The sequence below is a fragment of the Succinispira mobilis DSM 6222 genome (assembly GCF_000384135.1).
Taxonomy (GTDB): Bacteria; Bacillota; Negativicutes; order Acidaminococcales; family Succinispiraceae; genus Succinispira; species Succinispira mobilis.
Window position 1 is genome coordinate 906,968 of sequence record NZ_KB913028.1, and the last position, 12,566, is coordinate 919,533.

Annotated in this window: 15 protein-coding genes; 12 read left to right on the forward strand and 3 right to left on the reverse strand. The window is 35.7% G+C overall.

Annotation, left to right across the window (positions count from 1 at the left end; genetic code table 11):
• Position 1: 1 nt before the first annotated feature.
• Positions 2–916 carry a homoserine kinase gene (gene thrB / locus SUCMO_RS0104325; protein WP_019879295.1) on the forward strand — a complete coding sequence of 305 codons (915 nt, stop codon included), beginning with the start codon at positions 2–4 and terminating at the stop codon, positions 914–916.
• A gap of 130 nt (positions 917–1,046) precedes the next feature.
• On the opposite strand, the gene SUCMO_RS0104330 is transcribed toward thrB, so the two are convergent.
• From SUCMO_RS0104330 to SUCMO_RS0104340, 3 genes are all read right to left on the reverse strand, one after another.
• Positions 1,047–1,394, reverse strand: a complete 348-nt coding sequence (locus SUCMO_RS0104330; protein ID WP_019879296.1) for a DUF190 domain-containing protein — start codon at positions 1,392–1,394, stop codon at positions 1,047–1,049.
• An 83-nt stretch (positions 1,395–1,477) separates the two neighbouring features.
• A complete protein-coding gene (locus tag SUCMO_RS0104335; protein ID WP_019879297.1) occupies positions 1,478–2,395 on the reverse strand; it encodes a carbohydrate kinase family protein in 918 nt (305 codons plus the stop codon).
• Positions 2,396–2,416: 21 nt separating this feature from the next.
• Positions 2,417–2,911, reverse strand: coding sequence for a YajQ family cyclic di-GMP-binding protein (locus tag SUCMO_RS0104340; protein WP_019879298.1), 495 nt, complete (start codon positions 2,909–2,911; stop codon positions 2,417–2,419).
• A gap of 183 nt (positions 2,912–3,094) precedes the next feature.
• Between SUCMO_RS0104340 and SUCMO_RS0104345 the strand changes: the two genes are divergently transcribed.
• The 11 genes from SUCMO_RS0104345 to SUCMO_RS0104395 are packed head-to-tail and all read left to right on the forward strand — an operon-like array spanning position 3,095 to position 12,565.
• A complete protein-coding gene (locus tag SUCMO_RS0104345) occupies positions 3,095–3,715 on the forward strand; it encodes a site-2 protease family protein (protein ID WP_019879299.1) in 621 nt (206 codons plus the stop codon).
• Between the two features lie 35 nt (positions 3,716–3,750).
• A complete protein-coding gene (gene trpS, locus SUCMO_RS0104350; protein ID WP_019879301.1) occupies positions 3,751–4,734 on the forward strand; it encodes a tryptophan--tRNA ligase in 984 nt (327 codons plus the stop codon).
• 1 nt (position 4,735) lies between these two features.
• Positions 4,736–5,470 carry a segregation and condensation protein A gene (locus tag SUCMO_RS0104355; RefSeq protein WP_019879303.1) on the forward strand — a complete coding sequence of 245 codons (735 nt, stop codon included), beginning with the start codon at positions 4,736–4,738 and terminating at the stop codon, positions 5,468–5,470.
• Positions 5,464–6,018, forward strand: coding sequence for an SMC-Scp complex subunit ScpB (gene scpB, locus SUCMO_RS0104360; RefSeq protein WP_019879304.1), 555 nt, complete (start codon positions 5,464–5,466; stop codon positions 6,016–6,018). The genes SUCMO_RS0104355 and scpB overlap by 7 nt, the downstream gene beginning before the upstream one ends.
• 52 nt (positions 6,019–6,070) lie before the next feature.
• A complete protein-coding gene (locus SUCMO_RS0104365) occupies positions 6,071–6,802 on the forward strand; it encodes a pseudouridine synthase (RefSeq protein WP_019879306.1) in 732 nt (243 codons plus the stop codon).
• Positions 6,795–8,027 (forward strand): BaiN/RdsA family NAD(P)/FAD-dependent oxidoreductase, encoded by a 1,233-nt coding sequence (locus SUCMO_RS0104370; RefSeq protein ID WP_019879307.1) that lies wholly within the window; start codon positions 6,795–6,797, stop codon positions 8,025–8,027. Before SUCMO_RS0104365 ends, SUCMO_RS0104370 begins: the two co-directional genes overlap by 8 nt.
• A 40-nt stretch (positions 8,028–8,067) precedes the next feature.
• Positions 8,068–8,745, forward strand: coding sequence for a (d)CMP kinase (gene cmk, locus SUCMO_RS0104375; RefSeq protein ID WP_019879308.1), 678 nt, complete (start codon positions 8,068–8,070; stop codon positions 8,743–8,745).
• The gene (locus tag SUCMO_RS0104380; RefSeq protein ID WP_019879309.1) at positions 8,735–9,325 is read left to right on the forward strand and encodes a lysophospholipid acyltransferase family protein; all 591 of its coding nucleotides are present in this window, start codon (positions 8,735–8,737) and stop codon (positions 9,323–9,325) included. The genes cmk and SUCMO_RS0104380 overlap by 11 nt, the downstream gene beginning before the upstream one ends.
• A gap of 21 nt (positions 9,326–9,346) precedes the next feature.
• A complete protein-coding gene (ispH, locus tag SUCMO_RS0104385) occupies positions 9,347–10,183 on the forward strand; it encodes a 4-hydroxy-3-methylbut-2-enyl diphosphate reductase (protein WP_019879310.1) in 837 nt (278 codons plus the stop codon).
• A 4-nt stretch (positions 10,184–10,187) separates the two neighbouring features.
• Positions 10,188–11,264: a type 2 isopentenyl-diphosphate Delta-isomerase gene (gene fni, locus SUCMO_RS0104390; protein ID WP_019879311.1), complete on the forward strand. Its 1,077-nt coding sequence runs from the start codon at positions 10,188–10,190 to the stop codon at positions 11,262–11,264.
• Positions 11,252–12,565 (forward strand): DUF512 domain-containing protein, encoded by a 1,314-nt coding sequence (locus SUCMO_RS0104395; protein WP_019879312.1) that lies wholly within the window; start codon positions 11,252–11,254, stop codon positions 12,563–12,565. Before fni ends, SUCMO_RS0104395 begins: the two co-directional genes overlap by 13 nt.
• Position 12,566: the final 1 nt, after the last annotated feature.

The window sequence follows — 12,566 nt, forward strand, 5'->3', positions numbered from 1 at the left end:
TATGGCAAATGAAATTAAAATACGTGTGCCAGCGACAACGGCTAATTGTGGCGCAGGCTTTGATTGCTTAGGTATTGCTTGTACTTATTATAATTTGTTTACTTTTGAGGTTACGCAAGAGGCAGAAATTAAGGTACAGGCAACTGGTGAAGGGGCAGAGTTTTTCTCACCTACGGCAACTAATTTAGCAATTGACAGCTTGCTCTATGTTTTTAAAAAGTATAATTTACCAGCACCACTGGGTATAAGCCTAAAAATGCATAATAATATTCCGCTTTCGCGCGGTTTAGGCAGTAGCTCTAGTGCGATTGTGGCGGGTGTTATAGCAGGTAATTATTTTGCTAAACTTAATTTGGATAAAGAAGAATTATTGGTATTAGCAAATGATATTGAAGGTCACCCGGATAATGTGGCGCCAGCTTTGCTTGGCGGCATTACTCTAAGTTACATACAAAAAGAGCGGGCCTATGCTTTGCAGGTAGAACCTAAGCAGGCTTTTAAATTAGTGGCAATTGTTCCTGAACTTAAACTAGCCACGGTAAAAGCGCGGGCAGTTTTGCCAGAACATGTTAGCATGCAAGATGCAATTTTTAATTTGTCACGAGCAGCTTTGTTTGTATTAAGCATTCAAAGTGGAGAGTTGGATAAATTAGAACATGCCTTAAATGATTGTTTACATCAACCTTATCGACAACAATTAATCCCCGGCATGCGGGAAGTTTTTACTGTTGCCAAAGAAAACGGTGCTTATGGGGCTGTTATTAGTGGGGCAGGATCAACTTTGATGGCGTTTTGCCCCTTAGATGCTGACTGTGAACGTATTGGAGAAAGTATGCAAGCGGTGTTTAAAGAGAAAAATATTAACTCGGTATATCACGTTTTTGATGTGGATATGCAAGGCGCTGTAATAATTTAATTTAAAATCAACGAGGATAGACTCAAGTTATGTAACTTGAGCCTGTCCTCGTTGATTTTAGTAAATAGGGAATTAAAAGAGTGAGTCCCTTAGTAAGGGGCTCACTCTTAAGAAAGCTATAATAAAAAGTTTAAGCTTTACCTTTTATATTATCAGCGCGGGCATATTTTAAAACTTGAACATCTTCCATAATGACAATGCCTTTATTTACGTATTCTTCGATAAAAGGCAATAGCTTTTCAATATATTCGAGACTATCAATAATTTCGATGCATAACGGTGCTACGGGATTAATGCTGTCAAGTAGACTTCTTTTTTTTAAACGTGTGTTAGCACCGAATCCGTCCACACACCGAGAGACAGTAGCCCCAGCTAAATCTAGAGCATGAGCTTTTCTAAGTAAAACTTTATATAGCGGTTCGTCCTCAATATAAACAGAATCACTGATATAAATTGTTAATCGTTTTAAAGTTTGCATAACAATCCCTCCTTTATATCCTTATTATTAAGTATTCGATAAAAACTATTTTTATCCTGTTAAAATAAGAAAAAAAGAAAAAATTATGCCTTTAAATCGTGAACTGGAAGCTGTCCGCAAGTATTTTCTTGATTAGAGATTATCAGCGAGGCAAGTTTCGCGCCAGCAGCAGTAGCTTCAGGCAAACTTTTGCCGCGGATTAGATAAGCCGTAACCGCTGAAAAAAAAGCATCGCCTGCGCCAGTACAATCAATCATTTGGGCCGGATATATGGGTTGAAACCCAGTGTTGCCCTCTATGTCTACATAGACAGAACCGTGCTCACCTAAGGTGATTACAGCTTGAGGCACACCGAACTCAGTTTTAAATTTTTTTACTAGTTGTTGCGCACTAGCAAGATCATCAGGTTGGAAGCTGGTGTTTAAAAGTTTAGCAGCTTCAATATCGTTGCAAACAAAACACTGCATATATTTGAATAAATCGTAGTTTTGGCTAATTACAGATAAATTTCCTGGTAAGGCATAAAGGTTTAGTTTGCTGCTTCGAACACTTTCGGCGATTAAATTGGCAATATCTGCATTTAAGTCAATATCCATAGCAATATTATTGATGCTGTGTGTGAGCTCGTAAAGCTTATTTTTGACCTGCTGCTCTAAGAGTTTCAAGTTGGGGAGGTGGGAAACAGAACCTAAGAGGTTACCGTTTTTGTCAAGCAAAGCTAGCCACATGCCAATAGCATCGCGTTCGAATTTTCCAACATAATCCAGGGAAACATGATTAGTTAACAAGCGTTTACTAATCATCTCAGAGATACTATCTTGGTTTAAGGTTGTTAAAAAATATGTAGGAATACCTAAACAAGCTAAATTTTCCGCCACGTTGTGGGCTACACCACCTGGCACAATTTCAATATTGCCCTGGTTGCGACCAGCAGGATCATAGGCGCTTTGCACCCAGCCTTTATAATCAATAAAAATATTTCCTAAAACTGCGGTTTTCAAATAATTGCCCCCTTAAGTACTTTAACGCATATTAATAAATTGCAAATCGATATCAAAGTCTTTACTTTTAACAGCTTGAATAACGGCTTGAAGATCATCGCGTTTAGCACCAGTTACGCGGATTTTATCGTCCATTATTTGAGCTTGCACCTTTAACTTTAGAGTTTTAATAAAAGCAAGAACATCTTTAGCTTTTTCTTTACTTAGACCTTTTTCAATTTTAATGGTTTGTCGCACTGTGCCACGTGAGGCTGGTTCAATTTTGCCAGGATTTAGGCATTTTAATGGCACATTACGTTTAGCCATACGAACTCTTAGCATATCTAAAATTGTTTCGAGCTTATAGTCATCTTCACCTGTAAGTTTAATTTCATTTTCGTTTTCTAAAGTAATGGAAGCATTAGAGCCCTTAAAGTCGTAACGCTGCGAAATCTCTTTACTAGTTTGATTTACGGCATTATCCATTTCCTGCATGTCAACTTCTGAAACTATATCAAAAGAATTATCTTTAGCCATATAGAGTTTATACCTCCTTAAATTTGTATATAGCTATGATAACATAAGACTTATCTTAGCTCAATAGTAGCAAGTGTTTTGCAATTAAAGCAAAATAAGGTATAATATATTGTATGTGTATTCTTAAATTGACAATACTTTGTTAACTTGTTCAATTTAATAATTTGGGAGGAAAAAATTTTTATGTTTGGTTTAGATACAGATATGATATATCGAATTCCAGCCTTGCTTGTAGCGCTGACAATTCATGAATATGCGCACGCACAAGCAGCCGACTCTTTAGGTGATAGTACGCCTAGAGTTTATGGTAGACTTACTTTAAATCCATTGGCACATCTAGATCCTATTGGATTGTTATTGTTGTTGTTTGCTGGTTTTGGTTGGGCACGACCAGTGGCAATAAATCCTAGTAATTTTAGAAATATTAAAAGTGGAATAAAAATAGTTGCCTTCGCAGGCCCGGGTTCTAATTTTTTCGTAGCTTTTATGGCCATTTTATTTACTGCTGTATTAGGTAAAGTTGGGGTTTTAAGCGTGGGGGTATTTACTTTTTTGATGTGGCTTAAGGTGTATAATGTTTGGTTTGCCTTGTTTAACTTAATCCCAATACCACCTTTAGATGGTTCAAAACTTTTGGCGAGTTATTTATCACCAAAACAGTTATATCAATATCAAAAAATTCAACCTTATAGCATGTATATTTTGTTGGCGTTAGTTTTTACAGGTGTTGTGGGGATGATTATTAGGCCTTTTGCACAAGTGATTTTAGGGTTAATGAGTGGGTTGGTTGGCTTAGTTTTTTAATATGCGATTTTGAGCAAAGACAGGAGAGATATAATATGCAAAGAATATTTAGCGGTATGCAACCTTCAGGTAGATTTCATTTGGGAAATTACATGGGGGCGCTAGATAATTGGATAAAATTACAAAAGGATTATGAGTGTTTTTTTTCGATTGTAGATTTACATGCTTTAACTTCATCATTCGAAGACACTAGTAAAATTCAAAATAATGTAATGGAAATGGCAATAGATTGGTTGAGTGCAGGTTTGGACCCAGAGAAAAATGTAATTTTCGTACAATCACATGTACCAGAACATGCGGAGTTACATTTATTGTTGTCGATGATGACACCTCTATCTTGGCTAGAAAGGGTGCCTACTTATAAAGATAAATTACAGCAATTAGGTGAAATGGGTAAAGAGATTAATACTTATGGATTTTTAGGGTATCCGGTGTTAATGACTGCGGATATTATTTTATATAAGGCGCAATTAGTACCAGTAGGAGAGGATCAAGCCCCACATTTGGAATTGGCACGCGAGATAACACGTCGCTTTAATAATTTGTATGCACCGGTGTTCCCTGAAGCAAAGGCTTTACTATCCAAAGCACCAGTACTTCCAGGGATTGACGGGCGTAAAATGAGTAAATCCTATGGCAATGAAATTCCTTTTGGTTCTAGCCCTGATGAGCTACGAGCAAAAGTTCGGCAAATGATCACCGATCCAGCAAGAATTAAAAAGACGGATTGTGGACATCCTGATGTTTGTGTGGTGTATAAATTTTACGATGTGTTTTCTTATCCAGATACGCAGACTGTGCGTAATGAATGTGAAAACGCTTGTATTGGTTGTGTAGATTGCAAAAAACGTTTAGCGGAACATATGGTAAATGTTTTATCAGAAACGCATCATCGTCGTATGCATTTTATTAATAAGCAAGATTATATAAAAGAAGTACTAGAGCACGGCGCAAAACGCGCAAGAGTTGTAGCACAACAAACCATGCAAGAAGTTAAACAGGCGATGAAGATGTGGTAATATGGCTGATTATCAAATAAAATTGCCTAGTTTTGAAGGACCACTAGAATTGTTATTACACTTATTAGAAAAAAACAAGCTTGATATCTATGATATTCCTATCGCGGCTATTACTGGACAATATTTACAATACTTGCAAAACATGCGAGATTTCGACATTGAAATAGCCAGTGAATTTATAGGCATGGCAACTTTTTTATTGCAAATAAAGACGAAAATGCTTTTGCCACAAAATAAGAGCCTGGAAAATTCTGAAGATGAAAACCAGGAACTGGTGGATCCGCGTGATTTGTTAGTAGATAAATTAGTTGAATATAAGCGCTTTCAACAATGTGCTCAACAGCTTAATGAGTTGCTACAAAAACGTAATAAATTAGCGAGTCGCAAAGAAAGTAATTTAATTTTAAAAACGACGCGCCTGCAAGATTGTCAAGTGGAAAAATTATTCAATAGCTTGCAAAACTTGTTGGATTTTACAAAACAAACTGAAATAGTTCGCTATATAGATGTTGCCGAATTGAGCATTAAGGATGCGATCCGTACTTTAGTAAAAAAACTAAAAGAAAGTAAAACTGCATTGGCTTTTTCTGAGTTGTTAGTAACTGAAGGTCGCGAGCAAATAGTTGTTTATTTTTTGGCAGTTTTGGAGTTGTTAAAGCAAAATAAATTAGTGGTTATTCAAGAGGATATTTTTGCCCCTATATTAATCTGTTTAAAGGAAGATGCTAGATGTTAGAACAGAATAATAGTCAGATACTAATACAAAAGCTAGAGGCGTTATTATTTTCTTTTGCAAAACCTTTGGGAAGAGAAAGGTTAGTAGCAATTTTAAACTTGGAAAATGAAGCAGAATTGGAATATTTGGTACAATTACTCAATGAAAAATATCAACAAACGCAAAGCAGTTTACTCGTAATTGCTTGTGCTAATTGTTATCAACTTTGTGTAAAAGCCGATTTTCATGAATTGCTTAAAGGTTTGGTGCTGATACAGGAAGTTAAACTAAGCAACCCAGCCTTGGAAACGCTGGCGATTATTGCCTATAAACAGCCTGTTACAAAGGCTGAAATTGAGGATATTCGCGGTGTAAATGTAGATAAGGTATTGCAAACTTTGTTTGAATATGATTTGATAAAAGAAGCTGGCCGTAAACCTGTTATTGGTAGACCAATAATATATGAGACTGGTGAGCAATTTTTGGTTAAGTTTGGCTTAAATTCACTAGATGATTTACCCGAAATGCCAACGGAATTATTTAATAAATTAGCAATAAACAATGAGTAAGTATTTTGAAAAGTATTTGCGCAATTAAGAGAAAAAGAAGGTAAAGATAGTTATGCAAGAAAGATTACAAAAATTTCTGGCGCGTTCGGGAGTAGCCTCACGGCGTGAAGCAGAAAAAATGATGTTGGCGGGTAAAGTTAAGGTTAATGGACAAATTATAACAGAACTTGGTTTTAAAATAGACCCCAAACAAGATAAAGTTTATATAGATAACCAGGCAATTAGACCTGAAAAACTAGTATATTTGTTATTTAACAAACCTAAGGGTGTCGTTACTACTTTGGTAGATCCTGAAGGCCGCAAAACTATAGCAGATTACTTAACTGGAATTAAAGAACGAGTTTATCCAGTAGGTCGCTTGGATTACAATACAGAAGGCTTGTTATTGTTGACAAATGACGGAACTTTAGCACAAGGTTTGATGCATCCCAAACACCATGTTAATAAGACTTATTTAGTGACGGTTGTAGGTATCGCATTAGAAGAACAATTAGATAAATTGAGAATTGGCGTAGAACTGGAAGATGGCTTAACTGCACCAGCGATAGTCCAGTTGGTCGAATATCAACATGAAAAAAACCTTACTGTGTTTACAATTACAATACATGAGGGTAAAAATCGTCAAGTTAGAAGAATGTGTGATTGTATTGGACATCCAGTGCGTCAGCTAACAAGAACTAAAATTGCGAATCTCAACTTAAGTGGTTTAGGACGGGGCAAATTCAGAATTTTAAATGAGCAAGAAGTGAAGGCTCTTTATAAGGCGGCAAAACTAGATGGTTGATGTAGTTATTATTGGAGCAGGTGCTGCGGGATTATTTGCGGCAGTAAGTGCAATAAATAAAGGTTATAAGGTGTTAGTTTTAGAAAAAATGGCATATGCTGGTAAAAAATTATTGATTACAGGCAAGGGTCGTTGTAATTTAACAAATATGTGTGAGTTTGATGAATTTTTGAAAAATATTGCGCACAATCCTAAATTTTTCATGAGTAGTTTTCGACGCTTTTCTAATTACGATCTATTAGAATGGTTTAATGCTCAGGGTTTAGAAACAAAGATTGAGCGTGGGTTAAGAGCGTTTCCAATTTCAGATAATGCTAGAGATGTGCGTGATACTTTAGTTAGTTATATAACTAAAAACAAGGGTGAAATTTTATATAATGCGGCAGTTAAACAATTGCTAATTGAAGATGGACAAGTTGTTGGAGTTAAACTATTTTCAGGAAAAGAATACTTTACAAATAATGTGATTGTTGCAACTGGTGGCAATAGTTATCAAACTACAGGTTCGGATGGCTATGGTTATAAGTTAGCTGCCCAAGTTGGACATAACATTGTACCAGCCTTGCCAGCTCTAGTGCCTTTAGAATGTGACTTGACATATATTAAGGAACTACAAGGTTTATCTTTGAAAAATGTTGCAGCAAAGTTGAAAGTTAATGGTAAAGTTGTAGCAGGTGAATTTGGCGAAATGTTATTTGCACATTTTGGCTTAACTGGACCGATGATTTTAACTTTAAGCGGTCTTGCTAGTAATTATTTACAAGATAAAAATAATGTTGTGGAAATTGTAATTGATTTAAAACCTGCATTAGATTTGCAAACACTTGAAAATAGAATTCAGCGGGAATTAAAGGAAAATAGTAAGAAACAAATGGCTAGTATTCTGCGCAGTTTAATGCCGGCAAGTTTGATACCAGTGGTGTTAGATGTGGCCTTTGTTACTGGCGATACGGTTGCAAGTCAACTGCCTAAAGCAGCTCGACAAAGACTGATTGAGACAATCAAGGGTTTGAGTTTTAATGTTACGGGCACAAGACCATTTGCAGAGGCTATTGTCACTGCTGGAGGAGTATCAACTAAAGAAATTAACCCTAAAAGTATGCAGTCAAAATTAATTAAAGGTTTATATTTTGCGGGTGAAGTAATTGATTTAGATGCTTATACAGGGGGATTTAATCTGCAAATTGCCTTTTCTACCGGTTATGTGGCGGGATTATTAGAATAGGTTTGTAGTTAATTTTAAATGTTAGTGAGGTCTCGGATTAATGCAAGAAAAATTTATTGTTGCCATTGATGGACCTGCAGGTGCAGGAAAAAGTACAGTAGCAAAGATATTGGCAGAGAAATTGTCTTATATTTATATTGATACTGGTGCTATGTACAGGGCAATTGCTTGGAAATGTTTGCAAGTTAGTGAAAAACCTACCCAAGAAACAATCGAAGAGCTTGTCCAAAATACATGTGTGAAATTTGTACCTAATAAAAACGGAACTAGTGTTTACGTAGATGATATTGATGTTACTGAAGCAATTCGGACACCAGAAGTAAGCGCTAATGTTAGTGCTATTGCCCAAAATGAAATGGTTAGAAAAGTTTTGACGGCAATGCAACAAGAGATGGGTAAATCTGGTGGAGTAGTTATGGATGGACGTGATATCGGCACGTGTGTTTTCCCGGAAGCTAAATATAAAATTTATTTAACCGCAACTGTTCAGGAACGGGCAGAAAGACGGTACAAAGAGTTGATTGCCAAAGGTTATAATTGTGAACTTGCAAAATTGCAGGAAGAAATTGCCGCGAGAGATCATTCGGATATGACGCGAGCAATTTCTCCTTTAACTAAAGCCCTAGATGCCATTGAAATTGATTCGTCTACTTTGACTATTCAAGAAACTGTTGATTTGCTCTACGGGATTTGCGTAGGGGGGAATGATGTTGTATAGATTAGTTAAATCAATTTTGGCCCCTTTAATGCAAATTTGGCTAAGGATAGATGTAATTGGTTTAGAAAATATCCCCAATACTGGAAGCGTAGTTTTAGCTAGCAATCATGTTAGTTTGCTTGATCCACCCTTGATAGGTTCTTTAGTAGATAGAAAAGTCCATTTTATGGCTAAAGATGAATTGTTTAAAAACTGTATAACTAATTATGTTTTTACCAAATTGGGAGCTTTTCCTGTAAAACGAGGTTGCGCAGATCGCAATGCTATTAAGAAAGCTTTGGATATTTTGGCAGAAAATAAGATTTTAGCAATATTTCCAGAGGGTACAAGGAGTAAAAATGGTAGTTTATCTCCCTTAGAGGCAGGTGCAATGATGATTGCTGTAAAATCTAAAAGCACGGTTGTGCCAGTGGCGATAAAAGGGCCAGAAAAACTTTCTTTTACAAATCTTTTTCCCAAGGTTAAGATTATCTTTGGGAAACCACTTATGATAAATACGGAAGATAACTGTAAAGAGCGAATGACGGAATTGACTAAATGTTTGAGTGAAAGCATTAGTGAGCAATTGAAAAAAATGTAGGTTTTGAATGAGGTGAGTTTTATGCAGATAATTTTGGCAGAAGAATATGGTTTTTGTTATGGAGTGAGACGTGCTGTGGCAATAGCTGAAAAAGCTAGTGAGCTAGAAGGTGTTGTTAATACCTTGGGTAGTTTAATTCATAATCCTCAAGTTGTGGCTGCTTTGCAAGAACAAGGTATTGGCAAAATTGAATCAATAACGGATGTACCAGAAAATTCTACCTTAATTATTCGCTCTCATGGTACTACACCGCTCGTACATGCTTTTGCTACAGAAAAAAAATGTACCTTACTTGATGCTACCTGTCCTAATGTAAAAAAAGCACAATTGGTAGCACAAGATTTTCAAAAACAAGGCTATCAAGTTTTGATTATCGGTGAAAAAAAGCACCCAGAAGTGCAAAGTATCGCCAGTTGGTCGGAAAAATCAATTATAATAGAAGAGTTTTCAGAAATAGCTAGTTTAGATAGAGAATTGACTTATGGTGTTTTATGTCAAACAACATTTGAACAGGAAAAATTTAAAGAATTTTTAAATTTAATGGAGAAAGAAAAAATTTCTTATTTGGTTAAACCAACTATTTGCTTAGCCACTAAAAGGCGCCAAGACGCAGCAATTAAATTGGCAAAAACAGTTGATGCTATGTTGGTAATTGGTGGCTTGAATAGTGCGAATACAAGACATTTATATGAGATTGTTAAAGGATTGGTACCAGCTTGGCATATTGAGGATATTGCGGAAATTGTACCAGAGATGTTTGAAGAGATAGAGGTGTTAGGCATAACGGCAGGGGCTTCTACGCCTAATTGGTATATAGATAAAATTATTGCAAAAATAAAGGAATTTAAAGGATTATAAAATAATGTTGCGTGAATCAAGAAAACTACAACATATTCAACAAGCTTTGAAATTACAGTCGGAAGAGATTGCTTGTAGCCTATTATCTGAAATTAAATTAATTCATAACTGTTTGCCAGAACTAGATTTAGCAGATGTAGTTTTGGCAACTAGATTTTTAAACAAGAAAATAGCTTATCCTGTAGTAATAAATGCTTTAACGGGTGGTTCACAGGATGTAGTTGAATATAATAGAAAGTTGGCCATAATTGCGGAACAACTTCAAATTCCAATTGCTGTGGGTTCGCAATTTTCGGCAATTGAAAATATAGCAATGCGTAAAAGTTTTGCCATAGTGCGGGAGTTGAATCCAAACGGAATTGTCATTGCTAATATCGGAGCACATGCAAATTTAAAACAAGCTGAAGAAGTAGTAGCAATGATAAATGCAGATGCCTTGCAAATTCACTTAAATCCTGCACAGGAATTGATTATGCAAGAAGGTGATCGAAGTTTTCGTGGCTATTTGAGAAATATTGAAACTATTGTAGGCAGTTTAAAAGTTCCTGTTATTGTAAAAGAAACAGGGTGCGGAATTTATGCAGAACAATTGTCACAACTTTTAACAATTGGTGTTGAATATTTTGATGTTGGTGGTTGTGGAGGTACTAATTTTCTGGCAATAGAGGCTGGACGTCGTAACGTACAACTGGAAAAAGAATTATTGACTTGGGGAATTCCCACTGCGGTAAGTCTTGCGCAGGCCAGTACAATGCTTGCTTCTAGGCAAGTTTTGATTGCTACTGGTGGAATAAAAACAAGTATGGACATTGTGCGCTGCTTAGCAATGGGAGCGGATTTGACAGGTATGGCAATGTATTTTTTAAATAGTATTGTCCAAAATAAAGATATCGAAGATGTGCTTACTGAATTTAGGCAGTTAATGGAAGAAGTAAGAACAATAATGCTGTTAACTGGAGCAAAAACATCGCTAGAGTTGCGTTGCAAGCAACTTCATATCAGTGGTGATTTGCGTGCATGGTTGCAGACGACTAATATTGATTTAGCTAAATTTACACAACAAAGAAGGTGTGGACAATAGAAATAAAAATAACTAACATAAAAAAAAATACACCGGCTGCTTATTCAGATATTAGTGCAGGTGATATATTAGTTAGTGTAAATGGAGTAGCTAATTATTCAGATATAATTCAGCTAAGAAATGCTTTTACAGAAGAAAAATTAGAACTGGAGTTTATCCCAGCTAAAAATAATAAAGTAAAAAGAATAATTATTGAAAAAGAAATTGATGAAGATTTGGGCTTAGAATTTGAGAGCGCAGTTTTTGATGGAGTACGAGAATGTCACAATAATTGCGAATTTTGCTTTGTAAGACAAATGCCAGCAGGAATGCGTGAAAGTTTATATGTTAAAGATGATGATTACCGGTTATCTTTTTTATACGGTAATTTTGTCACCTTATCTAATTTAACTGAGTTAGATAAACAACGCATCGTTGGGGAGCATTTAAGTCCTTTGTATATTTCCGTTCATGCTACAGCGGGCGAAGTTCGCAAACAAATGATGCATAATAAATATGCTGACCAGATCTTGGCACAGTTAGCATATCTAAAGGAACATGCGATTCAATTTCACACTCAAATTGTGCTTTGTCCAGGGAAAAATGATGGTGCTGTATTGGAAAAAACATTAGCTGAATTAATTTCTTTAGCGCCTGCAACTTTGTCAGTTGCAATAGTTCCTGTAGGTTTGACTAAATATCGCGATAATTTGCCAGACCTTAGACAATTTACAGCTATAGAATGTAAAGCGGTAATAAAAGCGGTTGAGAATTTCCAAAAAAAATGCATTGAAAAATTTGGACGTAGTTTTGTTTATTTAGCAGATGAATTTTACATTAATGCCGCTTGGTCAATTCCAAAAGCAGAAAATTATGATGGGTTTCCCCAATTAGAAAATGGTATTGGTTTGACAAGATGCTTTTTGGATAGTTGGCAGCAAGAACAAGCTGCAAGTGATAAATTACAAAACTATCTCTTAATTACAGGAAAATCAGCTTATAAAGTTATAAATCCCTTAATTAAATTTTTTAACCAAGAACATAATACTGAAAACATTGTCTATGCTCAAAATAATAATTTTTTTGGCGATGACATAACTGTAACAGGTTTGCTTACGGCACAAGATTTATCGTTAGCTGTGCAAAGTCATAGTGATTATGACAATATAATTATTCCCGCGGTTACATTAAGAAAAGGGGAAGATGTGTTCTTGGATAATGTTACTTTGAAAGACTTTAGAAAAAAATTCCCAGAAAAGAATATATATATACTAGAAACTGGTGCGCAGTTAAAAGAATTGTTGTGTAAGGGAGTGAATTAAG

Bases quoted from the DNA above. Each gene is read 5' to 3' on its own strand.
- thrB (WP_019879295.1), top strand. From the start codon at position 2: ATGGCAAATGAAATTAAAATACGTGTGCCAGCGACAACGGCTAATTGT.
- SUCMO_RS0104330 (WP_019879296.1), bottom strand. From the start codon at position 1,394: ATGCAAACTTTAAAACGATTAACAATTTATATCAGTGATTCTGTTTAT.
- SUCMO_RS0104340 (WP_019879298.1), bottom strand. From the start codon at position 2,911: ATGGCTAAAGATAATTCTTTTGATATAGTTTCAGAAGTTGACATGCAG.
- SUCMO_RS0104345 (WP_019879299.1), top strand. From the start codon at position 3,095: ATGTTTGGTTTAGATACAGATATGATATATCGAATTCCAGCCTTGCTT.
- trpS (WP_019879301.1), top strand. From the start codon at position 3,751: ATGCAAAGAATATTTAGCGGTATGCAACCTTCAGGTAGATTTCATTTG.
- SUCMO_RS0104355 (WP_019879303.1), top strand. From the start codon at position 4,736: ATGGCTGATTATCAAATAAAATTGCCTAGTTTTGAAGGACCACTAGAA.
- scpB (WP_019879304.1), top strand. From the start codon at position 5,464: ATGTTAGAACAGAATAATAGTCAGATACTAATACAAAAGCTAGAGGCG.
- SUCMO_RS0104365 (WP_019879306.1), top strand. From the start codon at position 6,071: ATGCAAGAAAGATTACAAAAATTTCTGGCGCGTTCGGGAGTAGCCTCA.
- SUCMO_RS0104370 (WP_019879307.1), top strand. From the start codon at position 6,795: ATGGTTGATGTAGTTATTATTGGAGCAGGTGCTGCGGGATTATTTGCG.
- cmk (WP_019879308.1), top strand. From the start codon at position 8,068: ATGCAAGAAAAATTTATTGTTGCCATTGATGGACCTGCAGGTGCAGGA.
- SUCMO_RS0104380 (WP_019879309.1), top strand. From the start codon at position 8,735: ATGTTGTATAGATTAGTTAAATCAATTTTGGCCCCTTTAATGCAAATT.
- ispH (WP_019879310.1), top strand. From the start codon at position 9,347: ATGCAGATAATTTTGGCAGAAGAATATGGTTTTTGTTATGGAGTGAGA.
- fni (WP_019879311.1), top strand. From the start codon at position 10,188: ATGTTGCGTGAATCAAGAAAACTACAACATATTCAACAAGCTTTGAAA.